The 19,806-nt window shown below is 71.2% G+C and carries 19 protein-coding genes, 2 tRNA genes and 1 pseudogene; 15 read left to right on the top strand and 7 right to left on the bottom strand.

The window, feature by feature from the left end:
* The first annotated feature begins 254 nt into the window (after nucleotides 1-254).
* The 6 genes from purF to ABD747_RS14270 all read left to right on the top strand — a co-directional run bounded on the left by purF (nucleotide 255) and on the right by ABD747_RS14270 (nucleotide 6,517).
* Nucleotides 255-1,814 (top strand): amidophosphoribosyltransferase, encoded by a 1,560-nt coding sequence (gene purF / locus ABD747_RS14295; RefSeq protein WP_344805643.1) that lies wholly within the window; start codon nucleotides 255-257, stop codon nucleotides 1,812-1,814.
* Nucleotides 1,811-2,884, top strand: a complete 1,074-nt coding sequence (purM, locus tag ABD747_RS14290) for a phosphoribosylformylglycinamidine cyclo-ligase (protein WP_344805640.1) — start codon at nucleotides 1,811-1,813, stop codon at nucleotides 2,882-2,884. Before purF ends, purM begins: the two co-directional genes overlap by 4 nt.
* 114 nt (nucleotides 2,885-2,998) lie before the next feature.
* Nucleotides 2,999-3,250 (top strand): DUF3073 domain-containing protein, encoded by a 252-nt coding sequence (locus tag ABD747_RS14285; RefSeq protein ID WP_344805638.1) that lies wholly within the window; start codon nucleotides 2,999-3,001, stop codon nucleotides 3,248-3,250.
* Nucleotides 3,251-3,292: 42 nt separating this feature from the next.
* Nucleotides 3,293-4,063 carry a DUF4870 domain-containing protein gene (locus ABD747_RS14280; protein ID WP_344805635.1) on the top strand — a complete coding sequence of 257 codons (771 nt, stop codon included), beginning with the start codon at nucleotides 3,293-3,295 and terminating at the stop codon, nucleotides 4,061-4,063.
* A gap of 79 nt (nucleotides 4,064-4,142) precedes the next feature.
* Nucleotides 4,143-5,174: an alpha/beta hydrolase gene (locus ABD747_RS14275; RefSeq protein ID WP_344805633.1), complete on the top strand. Its 1,032-nt coding sequence runs from the start codon at nucleotides 4,143-4,145 to the stop codon at nucleotides 5,172-5,174.
* Between the two features lie 83 nt (nucleotides 5,175-5,257).
* A complete protein-coding gene (locus ABD747_RS14270; RefSeq protein ID WP_425562538.1) occupies nucleotides 5,258-6,517 on the top strand; it encodes an NAD(P)/FAD-dependent oxidoreductase in 1,260 nt (419 codons plus the stop codon).
* 28 nt (nucleotides 6,518-6,545) lie between these two features.
* Here ABD747_RS14270 and ABD747_RS14265 read toward each other — a convergent pair whose 3' ends face one another.
* From ABD747_RS14265 to ABD747_RS14245, 5 genes are all read right to left on the bottom strand, one after another.
* Nucleotides 6,546-7,307: a fructosamine kinase family protein gene (locus ABD747_RS14265; RefSeq protein ID WP_344805629.1), complete on the bottom strand. Its 762-nt coding sequence runs from the start codon at nucleotides 7,305-7,307 to the stop codon at nucleotides 6,546-6,548.
* Nucleotides 7,304-7,735: a hypothetical protein gene (locus tag ABD747_RS14260; protein WP_344805627.1), complete on the bottom strand. Its 432-nt coding sequence runs from the start codon at nucleotides 7,733-7,735 to the stop codon at nucleotides 7,304-7,306. The genes ABD747_RS14265 and ABD747_RS14260 overlap by 4 nt, the downstream gene beginning before the upstream one ends.
* Nucleotides 7,719-8,288: an RNA polymerase sigma factor gene (locus ABD747_RS14255; protein ID WP_344805625.1), complete on the bottom strand. Its 570-nt coding sequence runs from the start codon at nucleotides 8,286-8,288 to the stop codon at nucleotides 7,719-7,721. The genes ABD747_RS14260 and ABD747_RS14255 overlap by 17 nt, the downstream gene beginning before the upstream one ends.
* Before the next feature lie 93 nt (nucleotides 8,289-8,381).
* Nucleotides 8,382-8,455 (bottom strand) — tRNA-Phe (locus ABD747_RS14250).
* Nucleotides 8,456-8,482: 27 nt separating this feature from the next.
* Nucleotides 8,483-8,556 (bottom strand) — tRNA-Asp (locus ABD747_RS14245).
* Nucleotides 8,557-8,702: 146 nt separating this feature from the next.
* Between ABD747_RS14245 and ABD747_RS14240 the strand changes: the two genes are divergently transcribed.
* The 7 genes from ABD747_RS14240 to ABD747_RS14210 are packed head-to-tail and all read left to right on the top strand — an operon-like array spanning nucleotide 8,703 to nucleotide 12,179.
* Nucleotides 8,703-9,173 carry an Asp23/Gls24 family envelope stress response protein gene (locus ABD747_RS14240; RefSeq protein WP_344805622.1) on the top strand — a complete coding sequence of 157 codons (471 nt, stop codon included), beginning with the start codon at nucleotides 8,703-8,705 and terminating at the stop codon, nucleotides 9,171-9,173.
* Nucleotides 9,174-9,175: 2 nt separating this feature from the next.
* Complete coding sequence (locus tag ABD747_RS14235; protein ID WP_344805620.1) at nucleotides 9,176-9,358, top strand: hypothetical protein; 183 nt, start codon at nucleotides 9,176-9,178, stop codon at nucleotides 9,356-9,358.
* Nucleotides 9,355-9,744: an Asp23/Gls24 family envelope stress response protein gene (locus tag ABD747_RS14230; RefSeq protein ID WP_344805618.1), complete on the top strand. Its 390-nt coding sequence runs from the start codon at nucleotides 9,355-9,357 to the stop codon at nucleotides 9,742-9,744. The genes ABD747_RS14235 and ABD747_RS14230 overlap by 4 nt, the downstream gene beginning before the upstream one ends.
* Entirely contained in the window at nucleotides 9,741-10,328 is a 588-nt protein-coding gene (locus ABD747_RS14225; RefSeq protein ID WP_344805615.1) for a DUF6286 domain-containing protein, read from the top strand. Before ABD747_RS14230 ends, ABD747_RS14225 begins: the two co-directional genes overlap by 4 nt.
* Nucleotides 10,329-10,381: 53 nt before the next feature.
* Complete coding sequence (locus tag ABD747_RS14220; protein WP_344805613.1) at nucleotides 10,382-11,002, top strand: hypothetical protein; 621 nt, start codon at nucleotides 10,382-10,384, stop codon at nucleotides 11,000-11,002.
* A gap of 17 nt (nucleotides 11,003-11,019) precedes the next feature.
* On the top strand, nucleotides 11,020-11,577 hold the full coding sequence (locus ABD747_RS14215; RefSeq protein WP_344805611.1) for an RNA polymerase sigma factor: 558 nt from the start codon (nucleotides 11,020-11,022) through the stop codon (nucleotides 11,575-11,577).
* Nucleotides 11,568-12,179, top strand: coding sequence for a hypothetical protein (locus tag ABD747_RS14210; RefSeq protein ID WP_344805609.1), 612 nt, complete (start codon nucleotides 11,568-11,570; stop codon nucleotides 12,177-12,179). The genes ABD747_RS14215 and ABD747_RS14210 overlap by 10 nt, the downstream gene beginning before the upstream one ends.
* Nucleotides 12,180-12,327: 148 nt before the next feature.
* Here ABD747_RS14210 and ABD747_RS14205 read toward each other — a convergent pair whose 3' ends face one another.
* Entirely contained in the window at nucleotides 12,328-13,959 is a 1,632-nt protein-coding gene (locus ABD747_RS14205) for an ATP-binding protein (protein ID WP_344805607.1), read from the bottom strand.
* The gene (locus ABD747_RS14200; RefSeq protein ID WP_344805605.1) at nucleotides 13,956-14,663 is read right to left on the bottom strand and encodes a response regulator transcription factor; all 708 of its coding nucleotides are present in this window, start codon (nucleotides 14,661-14,663) and stop codon (nucleotides 13,956-13,958) included. Before ABD747_RS14200 ends, ABD747_RS14205 begins: the two co-directional genes overlap by 4 nt.
* 8 nt (nucleotides 14,664-14,671) lie before the next feature.
* Here ABD747_RS14200 and ABD747_RS14195 point away from each other — a divergent pair.
* A pseudogene (locus ABD747_RS14195) lies at nucleotides 14,672-16,906 on the top strand (MMPL family transporter); the annotation flags it as partial.
* A 788-nt stretch (nucleotides 16,907-17,694) separates the two neighbouring features.
* The gene (locus ABD747_RS14190) at nucleotides 17,695-19,770 is read left to right on the top strand and encodes a YhgE/Pip domain-containing protein (protein ID WP_344805601.1); all 2,076 of its coding nucleotides are present in this window, start codon (nucleotides 17,695-17,697) and stop codon (nucleotides 19,768-19,770) included.
* The last annotated feature ends 36 nt before the right edge of the window (nucleotides 19,771-19,806 follow it).

The raw sequence follows: 19,806 nt of genomic DNA, 5'->3' as shown, positions 1-19,806 counted from the left end.
GAGGCGCGCAGCGAGCGCGAGCCCACACGAGACGAGGGTGGGCGAGCGTCGGCAAGCGAAGCGCCGGGCGCTGTCTTCCGACCGAACGAGCAGCCCGCGCCAGGCCGGCGGCAGCGGCGGGGTGCCTGGGCTGCGAGCGAGGGAGAAAGTCAGCGTCTGGAGGCGCGCAGCGAGCGCGAGCCCACACAAGAAGAGGGTGTGAGCCCGGTCACGAGAGTCGAGGGTGAGCGGGCCGGCCGGGATAGCATGAGGCCGTGCGCCGCGGTGATGGTCTCCTGACCCACGACCTGGATCCACAAGACAAAGGCCCGCAGGACGCCTGTGGCGTCTTCGGGGTATGGGCTCCCGGCGAGGAAGTCGCGAAGCTCACCTATTTCGGTCTCTACGCCCTCCAGCACCGCGGCCAGGAATCCGCCGGCATCGCCGTCAGCGACGGCAACCGGACCCTGGTGATGAAAGAGATGGGCCTGGTCTCCCAGGTCTTCGAGGAGCCCGACCTCAACTCGCTCAAGGGCTACCTCGCCGTCGGCCACTGCCGCTACTCCACCACCGGCGCCAGCGTGTGGATGAACGCCCAGCCGACGTTCCGGCCGACCGCGACCGGCGGCATCGCGCTCGGTCACAATGGAAATCTCACCAACGCCCTCGAACTGAAGGCGTGGCTTGCCGAACGCGACACCGAGAGCCAGTCCCTGGTGCCGGGTGCGCTGGCCAACGAGCCGACCACCGATACCGCCTTGATCACCGCCTTGCTGGCCACCTTCGACGGCACCACCGAGGAGGCGGCGATGGAGGTGCTGCCGCACCTGCGCGGCGCCTTCAGCCTGGTCTTCATGGACGAGGAGACGGTGTACGCGGCGCGCGACCCGCAGGGCATCCGCCCGCTCGTGCTGGGCCGGCTGGAACGCGGCTGGGTGGTCGCCAGCGAGACGGCCGCGCTCGACATCGTCGGTGCCTCGTTCATCCGCGAGATCAAGCCCGGTGAGCTGATCGCGATCGACGCCACCGGCCTGCGCAGCCGCCAGTTCGCGACGCCGGAGCCGAAGGGCTGCATCTTCGAGTACGTCTATCTGGCCCGGCCCGACACGACCATCTCCGATCGCCGGGTGCACGCCGTGCGGGTCGAGGTCGGCCGGACGCTGGCCCGAGAGCACCCGGTGGAGGCGGACCTGGTGATTCCGGTGCCCGAGTCGGGCACACCGGCGGCGATCGGCTACGCCGAGCAGTCCGGCATCCCGTACGGCGTGGGTCTGGTCAAGAACTCCTACGTCGGGCGGACGTTCATCCAGCCCAGCCAGACCATCCGGCAGCTGGGCATCCGGCTCAAGCTGAACCCGCTACGCGACGTGATCGGCGGCAAGCGGTTGGTCGTGGTGGACGACTCGATCGTGCGGGGGAACACCCAGCGCGCCCTGGTCCGGATGCTGCGCGAGGCCGGGGCGGCGCAGGTACATGTCCGGATCTCCTCACCGCCGGTGAAGTGGCCGTGCTTCTACGGCATCGACTTCGCCACCCGGGCCGAGCTGATCGCCACCGGATTGTCGACCGAGGAGATCTGCCGCTCGCTCGGCGCCGACTCCCTCGGCTACGTCTCGCTGGACGGCCTGGTCGCGGCCACCACGTTGCCGGCCGACAACCTGTGCCGGGCCTGCTTCGACGGCGTCTACCCGGTGCCGCTGCCGGTCGTCGACCGGCGCGGCAAGCACGTGCTGGAGGAGAAGCAGCCCGACGACGCCGCCGTGCACGTCGACCCCGACGGGCTGCTCACCGCGGTCGCCGGGGTCGGCGCCGCCGACGCGCTGACCCGGCCATGACGGCCGAACCGCGACCCTCGGCGTACGCCGCCGCCGGGGTCGACATCGAGGCCGGCGACCGCGCGGTCGAGCTGATGAAGGACTGGGTCGCCAAGACCCGCCGGCCCGAGGTGATCGGCGGCCTGGGCGGTTTCGCCGGCCTGTTCGACGCCGCGCCACTGGCCCGGATGTCGCACCCGGTGCTCGCCACCTCGACCGACGGCGTCGGCACCAAGGTCGCCATCGCTCAGCGGATGGACGTGCACGACACGATCGGTTTCGACCTGGTCGGGATGGTGGTCGACGACCTGGTGGTGTGCGGGGCCGAGCCGCTGTTCATGACCGACTACATCGCCTGCGGCCGGGTGGTGCCGGAGCGGATCGCGGCGGTCGTCGCGGGGATCGCCGCCGCCTGCGTCGAGGCCGGCTGCGCACTGATCGGCGGGGAGACCGCGGAGCATCCCGGGCTGCTCGACCCCGAGGAGTACGACGTCGCCGGCGCTGCCACCGGGGTGGTCGAGCGGGAGGAGATCCTCGGCGCCGAGCGGGTGGTGGCCGGTGACGTGGCCCTGGCGATCGGGTCCTCGGGTCTGCACTCGAACGGATACTCCCTGGTCAGGCACGTGTTCTTCGAAGGGGCGGGCTGGTCGGTCGAGCGTCACGTGCCCGAGCTGGGCCGGACCCTGGGTGAGGAGCTGCTGGTCCCGACCCGGATCTACAGCCGTGACATCCTCGCCTTGATCGACGCGGTCGAGGTGCATGCGGTGAGTCACATCACCGGCGGAGGGCTGGCGAACAACCTCGCCCGGGTGGTGCCGCCGGCGGTCGAGGTCCGGATCGATCGCGGTACGTGGCGGCCGGCGCCGATCTTCGAGCTGGTCCGGCAGGTCGGTGCTGTTCCGGTGCCCGATCTGGAGGCCACCCTGAACCTGGGCGTCGGCATGGTCGTGCTGCTGCCGGCGGCCGAGGCCGACCGGGCGATCGAGTTGCTGCACCGGCGGGGATTGGCGGCCTGGGTCTGCGGGGGAGCGGCGCCGAGCGGGTCGGGTACTCGAGATCGGGTGAGCCTGTTCGGGGTGCATCCGGGCTGACCGCGCGGCCCGGCCCGGTTTGCGCGTCTCCCGCCATTGGGTAGCCTGTGTCTCACGACATTGACCAATTGCGCCGGCCACGCCGGCAGACAAGTGCGAGGGGGTCGACCCACTATGGGGCGCGGCCGTGCCAAAGCGAAGCAGACCAAGGTCGCTCGCGAACTCAAGTACCGCTCGACACACACCGATTTCTCGTCGCTGGAGCGCGAGCTCCGCGGTGACGAATACCAGGTGCCGGCGGCGTACGCGGATCTCGTCGAGGACGACGAGGACGCCGACCCCGACGACTACGGCGACGAGGACGACGGCGACGACTACGCGGTCCCGCGCGACGAGGATTACGGGCATCTTCGCAAGTCAGGCTAAATAAGCTCTGTTGCGACGCGGCTGGGGGCTAGCCTTTTGGGTATGACCTCAACCACGCCAGATCGGCCGGACGAGCCTGCGCGCGACAACGTCGCGCAGGGTTCTTCCGCTCAGGGGGCCGACGGTGATTCCGCGCTGTTCGACGACTCCTCGGCCGGCCCTGCCCCGCAGGGCAACGACCAGGCGCCGCAGGGCGGCTATCAGCAGTCGGGCCACCAGCAGCCCGGCTACCAGCAGCCGGGCTTCCAGCAGTCGGGCCCGCCGCCGTACGCGCAGCAGCCGTACCAGCAGCCGCCGCAACAGGGCTACGCGCAGCCTCCGCAGCAGGGTGGCTATGCCCAGCAGCCCCAACTGGGCTACGGGCAACCCCCGCAGGCCGGCTACCAGCAGCAGCCCGGGCAGTACGCCCCACCGCCCGGCGCGCCGCCTGCCTACCCGGCCCAGCCCGGCTATCCCCCGCAGCAGTACGCGGGCCAGCAGCCGATGAGCCAGAGCGACGAGCGCCTGTGGGCGACCCTGAGCCACATCAGCATCCCGTTCATCGGCGTGATCGGACCGCTGATCGTCTATCTGGTGTTCAAGGACCGCAGCGCGTTCCTGAAGGATCAGGGCACCGAGTCGCTGAACTTCTCGATCCTCTACACGATCGCCCAGGTGGCGAGCTGGATCTTGACCAGCGTGACGATCGGCATCCTGTTCTTCCTGCCGATGCTGATCTTCATCGCCGTGCTGGTGTTCTGCATCATGGCGGCGATCGCGGCCAACAAGGGCGAGGCCTATCGCTATCCGGTGAACTGGCGCCTGATCAAGTGAGCCGGACGGAGTGAGCGGGGCGGAGTAATTCGCGCCACACTCCGACCGCGACGTTGATCGCAGACGGCAGACTGGAGCCGTGTCCACTCAGCGAGCGTCGTTCCCGGGTCGGCCGACCTGGGAGTCCGACTTCCTGCCCGGATACGAGTCGCTGGACCTGCCGCTGCCGGACGCGGCCCGCGCCGCCGGCGAACCGCCCGACGTCGAGATGGTCGGCACCCTGATCCGTCGGGTGCCGACCAGTTCCGGTCGGCCGGACCACTCCAGGGCGGTGTTGTTCCTGCACGGCTGGAACGACTACTTCTTCCAGACCCATGTGGCGGACCGGATCGCGGAGCTCGGCTTCGACTTCTTCGCCCTCGACCTGCGGCGTTACGGCCGCAGCCTGCGCAACGGGCACCTGCGCGGGTTCATCACCAACCTGGACGACTACGCCGAGGAGATCGACCAGGCCGTCGAGGTGATCGCCGCCGACCACGACGGGTTAGTGCTGATGGGGCACTCCACCGGCGGCCTGATCGCGGCACTGTGGGCCGCCTCGCACCCGGACAAGGTCGTCGCGCTGGCACTGGACTCGCCCTGGCTGGATCTGCAGGGCTCGGCCATGGTCCGCGCGATCGGTACGCCGGTGGTCGACGCCCTCGGCCGGCAGGCACCGACCTCGATCATCCCGCTGCCCGATCTCGGCTTCTACGCCCGCACCCTGCACGCGAGTCTGGAGGGGGAGTGGGACTACGACCTGGAGCTGAAGAGCAGTCCCAGCCCGCCGATCCGGGCCGGCTGGCTGCGAGCCATCCGGCAGGGTCACCAGCGGGTCGCCGCGGGACTCGGCCTGCCGATGCCGGTGCTGGTGATGGCCTCGGCCGCGACGGAGTTCGCCCGGAAGTGGCACGAGGGGCTGCGCTCGGCGGACACCGTGCTGGACGTCGACCAGATCGTCTCCCGCGGTGCCCGGCTCGGCCGGCACGTGACGATCGTCCGGATCGACGGCGGGCTGCACGACCTGTTCTTGTCACCGCGGCCGGTTCGGGAGGTGGCGCTGTTCGAGCTCGAGCGCTGGCTGCAGGCGTACGCCTTCGAGGAGCCGCCGGTTCGGGTGCTCGCGGAATAGACCTCTGACGCAGCTGGACCGCCCGGACCGGACAGGGTTTCCGCCGAGCGGAGGCCCCTGGTTAGATGAGGTTCGTGACTGAGATGCCGCATGTGGTTGTAGTCGGCGGAGGCTTCGGCGGATTGTCGGCGGCCTCGGAGCTGGCGAAGGAGGGGTTCCGGGTCACCTTGTTGGACCGGCACCCGTACAACACGTTCCAGCCGCTGCTGTATCAGGTCGCCACGGGTGGCCTGAACGCCGGTGACGTCACCTACTCGCTGCGGTTCTTCGCCGCCCGGCTGAAGATCAGGTTCCGCTGCACGACCGTGGTCGGCGTCGACCACGACGCGCGCGAGGTGGAGTGCGACGACGGCGTCAAGATCGGCTACGACTATCTGATCATCGCGACCGGGATCACGACGAACCACTTCGGCATCCCCGGCGCGGCCGAGAACACGATGTCGATGTACACCCGGCCCGACGCGCTGAAGGTTCGGGACACCATCTTCGGTGCGATCGAGAAGATCGCCAGCGCGTCGGACCTGCTGACCGGCAGCTTCACCGTGGTGATCGTCGGCGGCGGGGCCACCGGCGTGGAGATGGCCGGCCAGCTGGCCGAGCTGCGCAACCACGCGATCCCGATGGTATATCCCGAGCTCAACCCGGCGCGGGTGCACGTGGTGATGGTGGAGATGGGACCGCACCTGCTGGCCCCGTTCGCGCCGTCGCTGCGGACGTACACATTGCGCGAGCTGGTCAAGCGCGGCGTCGACGTCCGGCTGAACACGGCGATCTCGCAGGTCGACCCGGACCAGGTGGTCTTCAAGGACGGCACCTCGATGCCGGTCGACCTGGTCATCTGGGCCGCCGGCGTGGCCGGCTACGAACGGCTCGCCAGCTGGGGCCTGCCGATCGGCCGCGGCCGCCGGGTCGAGGTCAACTCCGACCTGCGGACCACCAACGACGACCGGGTGTTCGCGGTCGGCGACGCCAGCCTGATCGTGGACAACCCGCTGCCGCAGGTGGCCCAGCCGGCGTTGCAGGGCGGCAAGCACGCGGCCCGGCAGATCGTCCGGCTGACCCGCGGGCTGCCGACCGAGCCGTTCTCGTACAAGGACAAGGGCTCGATGGCCACCATCGGCCGGGCCGACGCGGTGCTTCAGCTGCCGCAGGGACTCAAGATCAAGGGTCTGCTCGCCTGGTTCGGCTGGATCGCGCTGCACATCATGTATCTGCTCGGCAACCGCAACCGGATCCAGACCCTGGTCAACCTGGGCACCCGCTATGTCGGGCTGGGCCGGTCCGGCGTGATCGTCGGCGACGTGATGGAGCCGCCGAAACTGCGGGCCATCCGGGAGAAGTAGCCGTCGGCCTGGGCCGGGGGTCCGGGCTTCACACGTACGCGCGGGCGGTGTGCTCGGCCTGGAGGCCGTACGCGCCGCCGTGGCTGACCGCGTGCACCAGCAGCGGCTGGAGCTGGTGCAGCCCGATCAGGTCCCGCCATCCCGGGTCCAGGCCGGCCGCCTCGCCGTACGCGGCCAGCACCGCCTCCAGATGCGGCGCGCCGAACAGCGAGAGCATGCCGAGGTCGGCCAACCCGTGACCGCCGTGCGCGGCCGGATCGATCAGCACGACACCGGCGGCGGTGAACACCACGTTGCCCGACCAGAGATCGCCGTGGATCCGGGCCGGCGCCCGGCCGTCGTCGAAGTCCCCGCCGCGGAGCCGGCCGCAGACCCGTTCGACCAGCGCGAGGCCGGTCCGGCCCAGCGTGCCGAGATCGCGCGCCTGCCGGGCGTAGGGCAACAGCCGCTGCTCGGCGTAGAAAGTGCCCCAGTCCGCTGTAGGGCGCAGGGTCAGTGGCTGCCGGCCGATGAAGCCGTCGCCGGTCCAGCCGTCAGGTGGCTGGCCGAAGGCCGCCGCGCCGGCGGCATGGGTGCGGGCCAGCGCTCGGCCGAAGTCCGCCGCTGCCTCACGGGTCGCCCGGACCGCGGTCAGCCGGTCCAGCACGATGTGCTCGGAATTCACCTCGCGGACCCCGACGACCCGGGCCGCCTCCGGCCCGGCGGCGCGCAACCAGGCCAGCCCCGCCGCCTCGACCGCGAAGAAACCCTCGGGCGCGCCCGGATAGCGCTTGGTGAACGGCCCGGTCAACCGAGCGCGACCCACAGCCCGAGGGCGAGGATCAAGACGACGAGCACGCTCACCACGAGCGCGAGCCGCGGATCGAGGCGACGCGGCTCGGGCACGCCGGGCTCGGGCACGCTGGGCTCGGGCACGCTGGGTTCGGGCGCGCTGGGCGCCGGAGCGGGCGCCACGCCCGCCTCCGGGACGCTCGGCCACGACCGGGTCACCGGGATGAAGCCCAGTTCGGCCTGGATCGCGGCCCAGACCGCCTCGCTCGGCGCGTCGGGGGTGGTGGCACGGTCGCCGCCCTCCACCGGGTCCGGGTTGATCAGTCGGCGGAGAGTCTCCAACTCGTCCCGGCACCGCAGGCAGGCGTCCAGGTGCGCACGGTCGGCAGGGTCGGCCGCATGCTCGCCCAGGGCAAGCAGGGCCAGCACCTCAGGATTCGTATGCATCGGTCAACCCCCCCAACCGGGCGCGCAGCTTGATCAGACTCCGCCGGATGTGGCTCTTCACCGTTCCGGGCGGAAGGTGCAGTCGCTGGGCGATCTGTGCGTGCGTCAGATCTTCGTAGAAGGCTAGTCGCAGGACCTGCTGCGGAACAGCGTCCAGCCGGGAGATCTCGTCGGCGATCAGCAGCCGGCGGGCGACGTCGACGCCGTCGTCGACGGCCGGCTCGGCGTTCGTCGCCACCAGGGTCGTGATCCGCGTCTCGCGGGCGCGGGCCTTGTGCGCGTCGACGATCTTGTTCCGGGCGATGCCCAGCAGCCAGGTCGGCAGCGAGGCCCGCTCCGGACGATATCCCGCCCGACCCGTCCACGCCGCGACGAACACCTTCTGGGTCACGTCCTCGGCGTCGGCCACCTGGCCGAGCGAGCGGATGGCCACCGCATAGACCAACGGCGACCAGCGCCGATAGACGGTCTCCAGGGCGGTTTCGTCGCCCGCGACGAAACGATCGACCAACTCGTCGATGTCGGCGCCTCGCTGGCTCATCTCGCTGGTCACCTGGCTCTCATCCCGAGGGCCGCCGTCTCGCTCCCTCGATCGGGATCAGCCTACGTGCCGGCACCGACAGTGTCGCCGAGCGGGGGATCGCGGTGGCCAGGGCCGGGGTCGAACCGGCGACCTTTCACTTTTCAGGCGAACGCTGCTACCAGCTGAGCTACCTGGCCGTGCTCGCCGAGCGAGCGGTGAACCAGCGACCCCGACGGGACTCGAACCCGCGACCTCCGCCGTGACAGGGCGGCGCGCTAACCAACTGCGCTACGGGGCCCAGAGGAGAACCTGGACTTCCTTGGTGCCCGCGAAACTATAGCCCAAGAGCAGCCGGGTCAGAAAACGAGATCGTCGGCGTGACGATCGGGAACGTCGTGGCGTCCTCACCGACAGCAGGTATCCGCGAACGAAGGAGAACCGATCATGGTCGAGACCACGACCCTTCCCGCCACCAGCGAGGGGCAGAACCCGCCGAAGCGGCTGGACGCGTTGCACACCGCCCGCGGTGACACGACCATCGCCGACCAGGTGGTGGCCAAGCTCGCCGGCATGGCCGCCCGTGAGGTGCCCGGTGTCTGGGCCATGGGCAACGCGGCCCGGCGGGTGTTCAACAGCCTGACCGAGCGGATCCCGGGATCGCAGACCAACGTCTCGGGCGGGGTCAGCGTGGAAAAGGGCGAGCGGCAGACCGCCATCGACGTGTCCATCGTGATCGACTACGGCGCGTCCGTGGTGGAGGTCAGCGAAAGCATCCGGCGCAACATCATCTCCGCGGTCGAGTCGCTCACCGGACTCGAGGTGCTCGAGGTGAACGTCAACATCACCGACGTCCACCTGCCCGGCGAGGACGAGGACGACGGCACCGTCGGACCGACCACCGATCGGCTGGAGTGATCGTGACCCTGTCCCAGACCGGCCTGATCGTCGGCCTCGTGCTCGGCATCGTCGCGGCGTTCGGCGGGCTCGGTGCGTTCTTGCTGGTGCTGGTGCTGGGAGCGGTCGGCCTGCTGGTCGGCCGCGCCCTCGAGGGCAAGCTCGACCTGCGCGCCGTGCTGGGCGCGAGGAGCGACCGGCGATGACGGTGCTGGCGGAGCCGGCCCGTCGCGGCCGGCTGGTGATCGCGGACAAGGTGGTCGAGAAGATCGCCGGCCAGGCGGCGAGCGAGGTCGCCCTCGCCGGCGGCCGGTCGGGCGGCTTCCTCGGGTTGGGCGCCGACACGGACTTCTCGGCGCGGCCGGCCGCGACGGTGACGCTGAGCGGCCGTCAGGTCGCGGTCGCGCTCCGGCTCGGAGTGGCCTATCCGACCTCGATCCGGGCCGCCACCGAGGAGGTACGTCGGCACGTCACCCGGCGGGTCGAGGGGCTGACCGGGCTGGAGGTCCGCCGGATCGACATCGCGGTCGACTGGCTGAGCCCAGCCGAGCGCCCCTGGCAGTCGGTTCCAGGCCGGCGGGTGCTGCTGTGAGCCGGGCCGACGGCCGGTCACGGGCACTACGGCGCCGGCCGAGCCGCTCGATCCCGGCCCTGATCGTGGCGCTGGCCCTGGTCGCGGCCGGGGTCGTCATCGGCTGGCCGGCGGTGGCGGTGCTGGCCACCGGCACCGCGCCCGCCTGGGCCCAGTCGGCGGGCGGCCGGCTCTCCGGCCAGCCGTGGGCCGATCCATGGACCGTCGCAGCGATGGTCGTGGTCGGGCTCCTGGGTCTGGTGCTGGTCGTCGTCGCGGTCCTGCCCGGCCGGCCGAACGCATACCGGCTCGCGCCCCCGTTCGACGGGCCCGCCGCGGATGGATCGAGCCTGCGCGCGAAGGACACCGACTTCGTCATCTCCCGCCGTGCACTGGCGCGGCTGGCGACGGCCCGGGCCGACCAGGTCGAGGGCGTGGAGGGTGTGCGGGCCTCGGTGGACTCCTCGACCGTACGGATCCGGATACGCACGTCCTGGCCGGGCTCGCGCGACGTCGCCGGCGAGGTGTCGGACCAGGTGCGTCGGGCGTACCAGGCGGCGGGCGTTGACCCGTTGCCGCGGATCATCGCGACCACGACCGACTGAGACGAGCGGCCGAGACGACCGAGCGAACCGATCGAGCAGAAGGGGACGAAACGATGCGGCAACGAACGGGACGGGTCAACCGGGTCTGGCTGGGTCTGATCGGGCTGCTGTTGCTGCTGGCGGCGATCGCGGGCGGCGTCGTGGCGGCCGGCCGGCTGCAGTCGGTCGGCGCCGGCATCGGGGTCGAGTTGCCCGCGGTTGACGGGTCCGATCCGGTGCTGGGCGGTGTCGACCCGGTCGCGCAGCTGCAGGCGCCGCTGTGGGCGGCCATCGGCGTCGCGGCCGCGTTGATTCTGGCCGGCCTCGGGCTGGTCTGGGCGATCGCCCAGGTGCCGCGGAAGAACGAGGCCACGACGTACCGCTTCGAGGCCGGACCCGAGCACGGCGTCACCCGCTGCGACCCCGCGGTGATCTGCGCGGCGGTGGAGCGGGATGCCCGCGCGATCGACGGCGTCAGTGCAGTATCGGCCGTGCTGCGCGGATCGCGGTCGGCGCCGGAGCTGACGATGAAGGTCACCGCGGCCGACCGGGCCGACCTGGCGGCCGTGCTGGGCTCGCTGCAGTCCGAGGTGGCCGGCAACCTGGCCACCGCGCTGGACGCACCGCTGGCCCGGCTCGGCGTGCAGCTGGACCTGGATCGGACCCCGCACTCGGCCTCGCGCGTCGTGCTGTGACCGAGACCGTCCGGTGCTTGGCCGAGGCGACTCTCGTCGCCCGGGCCCAGGACGGCGACCTGGACTCGTTCGAGGTGCTGGTCCGCCGCTATCAGGCGCCGATCTTCCGGCTCGCCTACCGGCTGCTGTCGGACCGGGACGAGGCCGAGGACGCAACTCAGGACACCATGGTCCAGGTCTGGCGACGGTTGCCGACACTGGCCGAGCCGGCGGCGTTCCGCGGCTGGCTGTATCGGATCGCCACCCGACACTGCACGACGCTGCTGCGAACCCGCGCTCGGCGCCGGACCCGGCCGGCCGAGGATCCCACGCTCGAGCTGGGCGAGGCGCTGGTCGGCGGCTTGGCCGGCGACGACCCGGCCGACGCGGCGGAGCGGGCCGGCGAGGTCGAGGCGCTCGCCGCGGCGCTTGCCGAGCTGCCCGAAGAGCAGCGGGTCTGCTGGGTACTGCGCGAGCTGCACGGTCTGTCCTATGCCGAGATCGGCTACGCCGCGCACCTGCCGCAGTCCACGGTTCGCGGCCGGATCGCACGCGCTCGACAGAGTCTGCTGAGAGGAATGGCGTCATGGCGGTGAGGAACCCGTCCCAGCAGCTGGGCTGCGGCCGGGACATGGACGATGTCTGGGCCTCGCTCGACCGGCCGCCGGACGGGCACGAGCTCGGCTGCCCCGAGTGCCGGGCGGCTCGGGCCAGTCTGGTCGAGCTGGCCGAGGCGACCGCGCAGCTCGGCCGGAGCGACGACGCCGACCTGCAGGCCGGACCGCAGGTCGTGGACAGGATCCTCGACATCGCGAGGTCGGAGGTCCGGCGCGGCCGGCGACTGCCGCTGGTCGAGCCGGTCGGCGACGAGCCGAGCTCGCTGTCGGTGGCCGAGCAGGCTGTCGCCACGATCGTCCGCCGGGTCGGTGATCTGACCCCCGGCGTCCAGGTGCGGCGCTGCACGGTCGGGCCGGTGCTCGAGCCCCAGGCTCTCGACATCACCGAACCCGACCCGCCGGTGGACGACGGGCGACCAGCCGCGCTGACCATCGGACTGGGGGTCAGCGTCGACGGGCGGCGCCAGATCCCGGGCCTGATCGAGGCCCTGCGTCGGGCGGTGATCGCGGCCGTCGAGGACGAGGTCGGCGTGCGGGTGCCACGGGTCGATGTCGTCGTGGAAGATGTGCACGATGTCTGAGCTCGCCGACTCCGGCCGGATCGGGCCCCGGCCGGTCGAGCCCGCGCCGGTCGAGCCCGCCCTGGCCACCGACGTCGCCGCCCGTGTCGTCGGCCTGCCCGGTGTGGTCCGGCTCGAGCCGACGCTGGCGTCCAGCGGCCTGCGCGCGCTACGGCTGCGGGGTGGGGTGGACGGGATCGCGGTGACCCGTCGCGGAGACCTGGTCGACGTCGAGATCGACCTCGCCACCGGCGGACCGGTCCCCGCCCGCGAGGTCGCGGGCAGTGTCCGCCGGCAGGTGGCCGATGTGATCGCCGGCCACGGTCTCCTCGCCGGCACGGTGACGGTGAACGTGCTCCGGATCGACCCGCTGCTCGGTTGAGCCGACCCCCGGCAGGGTGACCCGGATCGTGGTGCCCTCGCCGAGCCGGCTGCTGAGGTCGTACGTCCCCCCGTGCGCGGCGACGATCGAGGCCACGATCGACAGGCCCAGGCCCGAGCCACCGGTGTGTCGGTCGCGGCTCGCGTCGCCGCGCCAGAACCGCTCGAACACGTGCGGCTGATCCTGCGCGGAGATGCCGGGGCCGTGGTCGGTGACCAGCAGGGTGTACGCGTGCCGGCCGCGGGCGGCCGCCGTGGCCGGAGCGACGGTGACCTCCACCGGCGTACCCGCGGGGGTGTGCTGGACGGCGTTGCCGACCAGGTTGACCAGCACCTGCTGCAGCTTGCGCTGATCGCCGAGCAGCGGGGCAGGGCCGGCGGTGAACAGCGTGAATGTCCGGTCCGGGTTGACCACGCGGGCGTCGCCGACCACCTCGGCGGCCAGCGCGCCGAGGTCGACCGGCTCGAGGTCGAGCGGCCGGTCGGCGTCCATCCGGGCCAGCATCGCCAGCTCGTCGATCAGCACCCGCATCCGGCCGAGCTCGGTCTGCGCCCGGTGCATCGCATGGTCGCGCTTCTCGGCGTCGGACAGCCCACCCTGGAGATACAGCTCGATCCACCCCGACGCCGTCGTGAGCGGCGTCCGGAGCTCGTGCGAGGCGTCGGCGACGAAGGCGCGGAGCCGGTCGTCGGCCTCCTGCTGGGCGTCGAAGGCCTGGTTGACGGTGGCTGCCAGCCGGGCGATGTCGGGGTCGTCGGAGCTGACGCCGAGCCGGACGTCCCGGTTGCCGTCGGCGAACGCCTGGGCCTGCTCCGACATGGTGCGCAGCGGCCGGATGCCGCGACTGACGATGACGACCGTCAGCAGCACCAACGCCGCGATGGAGATCAGACCGGCGGCGGTGCTGGCGAACACCAGGCTCTGGAACGCCGCGACCTCCTCGGTCGCGTTGACGGCGATGATCAGACCGTCCGGACGGAGCTGGCGGCCGCCGTCGTTGACCACCAGACCGGTGTCGGTGGTGTCGATCTCGACGGCCATCAGGCCCGGACGACCGCGGACCGGCTGTGGCCTGCCGTCGGACAGGTCGAGCGCCAGGATCGACTGGGCCGTCGTGGCGTCGGTATTGGCGACGAGCACCGGCCGGCCGCCGGTCACCATGATCACCGCGGTCGACTCGGCGCTCGCCATGTCGTCGATGGTCTGCGCGGTCAAGTCGATGGTCGGCATGCCCAGCAGGGTCGCCTTGATCCGCTCGGTGTTGCCGATCAGCCGTTCGGTCACCCGTTCCTCGAGGTAGTGCCGGACGGTCAGCACGGTGGCCGCACCCGAGACGATGATGATCGCCGACGCGACGATCGCGAGGGTGACGATCAGCCGGGTGCGGATCGTCAGGGCGCGCCCGCCCGGCCCCCTCATGGTTGCTCCTCAGGCTCCCGGATCGTGTAGCCGAAGCCGCGCACGGTGTGGATCAGTGGCGGGCCGAGCACGTCGATCTTGTGTCGCAGGTTGGACACGAAGCGCTCGACCACGTTGCTGTCGCCGCCGAAGTCGTACTGCCAGAGCTGGTCCAGGATCTGGGCCTTCGACAGCACCCGGCCCTGGTGCAGCAGCAGCAGCGCCAGCAGCCGGAACTCGGTGGGCGAGAGCTCCACCGGCGATCCACCGCGACGAACCTGGTGGCGGTCCTCGTCCAGCTCCAGGTCCGCACAGCGCAGTACGGCGTCGTCGCCGTCGGGTTCGGTCCGGTTGCTCCGGGCCCGGCGGAGCAGCGCCTCCAGCCGCGCGGTCACTTCGACCACGCTGAACGGCTTGGTCAGATAGTCGTCGGCGCCGAGCCGCAGGCCCCTGACCCGGTCGTCGACCGCGTCCCGCGCGGTCAGGAACAGCACCGGCAGGTCGTCACCGCGGTGCCGCAGCAGCTGCAGCAGCTCGAACCCGTCCAGGCCTGGCATCATCACGTCCAGCACGAGGGCGTCCGGGTGCTGGTCGTCGATCAGCCGGAGCGCGCTCTCCGCCGACTCGGCCGCGCTCACGCGGAAGCCGGCGAAGGTCAGCGTCGACTGCAGCATCTCCCGGATGCCGTCGTCGTCGTCGACCACCAAGACGTGGTCGGGGCTCACGCTGGTCAGTGTTCCACCGTGCCTGGAGTTCGCAAGATGGTGTGCCGACACTCAGGAAACCGTCAGCGATCTGGTCAGCTACCCGTCAGCCACGCCCGATTGAGTGGCTGAGGTCTGCGTCCGGAACCGGCCCGGTCGCCGAGTGGGGGTGTGTCGTGTCCACGTTCTTGTATCGCCTCGGGCAAACCGTCGCCCGGCACAAGCTGCGGGTGCTCGTCGCCTGGCTGTTCCTGGCCGCCATCGTCTTCGGCCTCGCCGGCGCGATCGGCGGCAAGCTGATCGACGACTTCACCATCCCCGGAACCGAGTCGCAGCAAGGCATCGACACCTTGTCGGAGCGCTTCCCCCAGGCATCCGGGACCACCGGCCAGGTCGTCTTCACCGCCGATTCCGGGCCGGTGGTGGACCAGAAGGCCGGGATCGAGGACCGGATCAAGGCGATCGAGAAGGTCAAACACGTGACCAGCGTGGACGACCCGTTCGCGTCCGGCGCGGTCGGCACCATCTCCACCGACAAGGGCGACGCGCTCTCCCAGATCCAGTTCGACGTGTCGTTGACCGACCTGCCGCCGGAGACCGTGACCGAGGTGGAGAAGGCTGCGGCGCCGCCGCCCGGATCGAAGTTCACCGTCACCCTCGGCGGTTCGATGTACACCAGCACCGGCACCTCGATCAGTGCCACCGAGCTGATCGGTGTCGCCGTCGCCTTCGTCGTCCTGGCGGTGACCTTCTCATCGCTGCTGGCGGCCGGCCTGCCACTGCTCACCGCGGGTCTGGGCGTCGGGGTCACGCTGGCCGGGATCTTGGTGGTCGCTGCCTTCGCCACGGTGTCCTCGACCACGCCGACGCTGGCGGAGATGATCGGGCTGGCGGTCGGCATCGATTACGGCCTGTTCATCGTCACCCGATATCGACGGCTGATGGCGCAGGGCCTGCCGGTGGCCGAGGCGCTCGGACAATCGCTCGCCACCGCCGGTTCGGCGGTCGTCTTCGCCGGTACGACGGTGATCATCGCGCTCTGCGGCCTGGCGGTGGCGAACATCCCGTTCCTGACGGTGATGGGCATCGCGGCGGCCGCGGGCGTCGCGGTCGCCGTGCTGGTCGCCCTGACCCTGCTGCCGTCGGTGCTCGCGCTGTTCGGCGAGAAGCTCCGACCCAAGCCCGGCTCGCGGGCCGAGAAGGCATCGCACGCCGCGGCCAACCCGCGCAAGACGATGGGCGCGCACTGGGTCGGGCTGATCACCAAGGTGCCGGCGATCACCATCGTCGCGGTGATTCTCGTGATCGGGGTGATGGCCTATCCCGCCAAGGACCTGCAGCTGTCCCTGCCCGACAACGGCAGCGCGGAGGAGGGCACGCCGCAGCGGACGACGTACGACCTGATCGCCAAGGAGTTCGGCCCGGGCTACAACGCGCCGCTGCTGGTCACCGCCGACGTGATCACCAGCACCGATCCGATCGGCACCGTGAACAAGATGGCCGACGAGATCGCCAAGATCCCCGGCGTCGCGGCGATCACCAAGCAGACCCCGAACCCCACCGGCGATCTCGGGTTGGTCCGGGTGGTGCCGGACTGGTCACAGAGCGATCCGCGGACCGCCGAGCTGGTGCAGCGGATCCGTGACCAGGCGCCGCAGATCGAGCACGACCTCGGGGTCGCCGACCTGGTCGTCACCGGCCAGACCGCTGTCGCCATCGATGTGTCCACCCGGCTGGCCGGCGCGCTGCTGCCGTTCGGGCTGGTGGTCGTCGGCCTCGCCCTGATCTTGCTGATGATCGTCTTCCGCTCGGTTGCGGTGCCGATCAAGGCCACGCTGGGCTATCTGCTCTCGATCGGCGCCGCGTTGGGTGCGGTCAGCGCGGTGTTCATCTGGGGCTGGTTCAACGGGCCGCTGGACATCACCTGGAGCGAACCGGTGGTCAGTTTCATGCCGATCATCGTGATGGGCGTGCTGTTCGGGCTGGCGATGGACTACGAGGTGTTCCTGGTCTCGGCGATCCGGGAGGACTACGTCCATCACGGCGACGCGAAGCACGCCGTCACCAGCGGGTTCATCTCCAGCGCCCGAGTGGTCACCGCCGCCGCGCTGATCATGATCACCGTATTCGCGTCGTTCGTGCCGGAGGGCAACTCCACGATCAAGCCGATCGCCCTCGGCCTGGCCGTCGGTGTCTTCGTGGACGCGTTCCTGGTCCGGATGACGCTGGTGCCGGCCGTGCTCGCGCTGCTGGGCAAGCGGGCCTGGGCACTGCCGAACTCGTGGGATGCCGCGCTGCCGGAGATCGACGTCGAGGGCGCCGCGCTGGTCCGGCACGTCGAGGAAGCGGAGTGGACCGAGCAGCACGGCCCGGTAGCGGTCCGGGCCGACGGGCTGGTGCTGCCGTCCTCGGACGGGCCGGTGCGGCTGGACTTCGGAGTTCCGGCCGGCGCCGTCTACGGCGTGGAGCACCCGGACCCGATGCTGCGCTCTGCCCTCGGCTGGGCACTGGCCGGGCGACACAAGCAGATCGACGGCACTCTGGCGGTGCTCGGCAGCGTGCTGCCCGAGGAGGGAGACGTGGCCCGGGCGCAGGTCCGGGTGGTGGACGTACCGCATCCCGCCGACGATCTCGTCGGCGTTCAGCGGCACCTGCAGTCGGTGTTGTTCGCCCAGTCGAAGCGGCTGCTGCCGTCGCGGCGGACGCTGCACTGGGCGATGGTCCAGGCCCAGCGGTGGATCGAGGAGACGGGTGCACCCCCGACGGGACAGGCGGAATTCTCCCGCCGGCTGCTCGGCTCGCTGACCCCGCTGCACCGCCGGTTGCTGGGGCTCAGCGCCGCGGCGGCCCAGGGCCCCAAGATGATCGTGGTGATCGACGCCGACGCCGACCTCGGGCCCGGCGACCTGGACCGGCTGGAGGCGATCTGCCGGGAGTACGCCCATCACTCCGGGGCGGGCATCGTGCTGATCGGTGAGCGGCTCGGCGAGCGGGCGGACTGGCGAGGTCCGGTCCTCCTCGAGCAGCCGGTAGCGACGACGGAGGGACGGGCGTGAACGCGGAGGACGGACGTACGTCGGCGGGCTGGGTCGTGCCCGTGGTCGCGATCATCCTGACCGCCCTCGTCGGCGGCATCTTGCTGATCACCATCCACGGCCGGCAGAACGCCGGCTCGGTGATCCCGGTCGCGATCGTGAACGAGGACAACCCGGTCACCACCGGCTCGGGCGACGACCAGAAGAAGGTGGCTGCAGGACGCGAGCTGGCCGGCTCGCTGACCCGCCCGGACCCGGGCGACGCGACGCCGCTGTCGTGGCAGATCGTCGACTCCAAGGACGCGGCCGACGGGCTGCGCACCGGCAGCTACTACGCGGTGCTGACCATTCCGAAGGATTTCTCGGCCCAGCTGACCTCGACCGCCGGCGACAAGCCGCAGCAGGCGCAGCTGAAGCTGGTCGGCAACGACGCGACCAGTGTCGCGGTCACCGCGCTGGCCTCGCTGGCGGTCGACCAGGCCGCCAACACACTGGGCGCCCAGGCGACGAACGGCTTCGTCGACAACACCCTGTCCAGCTTCACCACGATCAACAAGAACCTGACCAGCACGGCGAAGAACGCCCACCAGCTGGCCGACTCCAGCGAGCAGCTGGCCGACAGCAGCGACGACCTCGCCGCCGGCAGCCAGTCGCTGAAGACCGGCGCCGCGAAGCTGGACAGCGGAGCCGCTGAAGCGGCCAGCGGGGCGGCCCAGGTCGCGACCGGCGCGCGCCAGCTGGCGTCGGCGACCGGGTCGTTGGAAAGCGGGGCGTCGAAGCTCGCATCCGGGGCGCGGACGCTGTCGTCCTCCGCGTCGAAGGTCGCCCGCGGCGAGAGCCGGGTGGCGGACCAGGCGAAGACCCAGTCGACCAACCTGTCGCGGCTGACGACGGTGACCGGCAACACGCACGACCGGGCGGTGAAGATGCGTGATCGAGCGGCACAGCTGGTTCGGGAGTGCCCCGTGGTCGGGACGCCGCGAGGGTTCTGTGCCGAGCTGGCCGCCTTGTCCGCCCAAGCGCTCGTCCAGCAGGGATCGACCCGGGTGATCGACGAGGGCGTCAAGGCCGGCTCGAAGCGGGCGAAGGCGATCTCCGACGGCAGCTCCGCGCTCGCCAAGGGCGGTCGCAAGGTTGCATCCGGCGCCTCCGACCTGGCCTCGGCCGCCGGCAAGCTGAGCAGCGGCGCCGCCTCGCTGGACAGCGCCGCGGCGACCCTGGCGTCCGGGGCGGCCACATCCGCGAGCGGCGCCGCCTCGGTGGCGAACGGTGCGGACCAGAATGCCGCCGGCGCGGACCAGCTCGACCACGGCGCCGATCAGCTGGCCAGTGGCGCGCACCAGCTGGCCGACGGCGCGAACAAGCTGGCCAGCGGGCTGGACACGTTCGCCAAGTCCGTGCCGAGCTACACCGACGACCAGCGCAAGACGCTGGACACCGTGGTGACCACGCCGGTGACCGTGACCGCGAGCGCGGATCACCAGAGCACCCTGGCCGCCGGGCTGGTGCCCGCCGCGCTCGGGCTCGCGCTCTGGCTGGGCACGCTGATGATGTTCCTGGCCCGCGGCGCCGTGCCGACGGGCTCGGCCTGGGCCCAGGCATCGGTCGGCCGCCGGCTGCTGCTCGGCTGGGGGCCGGCGGTGCTGGTCGGCCTGGCTCAGGCCGCCATCCTGCTCGCCCTCGTCCTGCTGGGCGGCGCGAAGGTCGCCTCGCCGGTCGGCCTGGCACTGTTCTGCGGGCTGGGCGTGCTGTGCTTCGCCGCGGTCAACCAGGCGCTGGTCGCCCTGTTCGGCGGGATCGGCCGGATGGTGAGCCTGGCGTTCACCGTGGTCGAAGCGGCGGCCCTCGGCGGCGTCATCCCGATCGAGACGGCGCCCGGATTCATCCAGTTGCTCAACGGCGCGCTGCCGCTGCCCAGGTTCGTCGACGGTGCCGGCCAGCTGATCCTGGGCGGCAGCAGCGGGGGTCTGCTGAGCGCCAGCGTGACGCTGGTGCTGTGGATGGTGCTCGGTCTGCTGGCCACCGCGTTCGCCACGGCACGAAAACGGCCGGAGCTGGCTCCGGCCCGGCTCACTCCGGTGATGGCAGGCTAGGCACCGTCCGATTCCGCTCCGGGTCGGATTTGATGA

The organism is Microlunatus ginsengisoli (assembly GCF_039537205.1).
Taxonomy (GTDB): domain Bacteria; phylum Actinomycetota; class Actinomycetes; order Propionibacteriales; family Propionibacteriaceae; genus Microlunatus; species Microlunatus ginsengisoli.
This window is presented reverse-complemented; position numbering and strand designations above follow the sequence as displayed.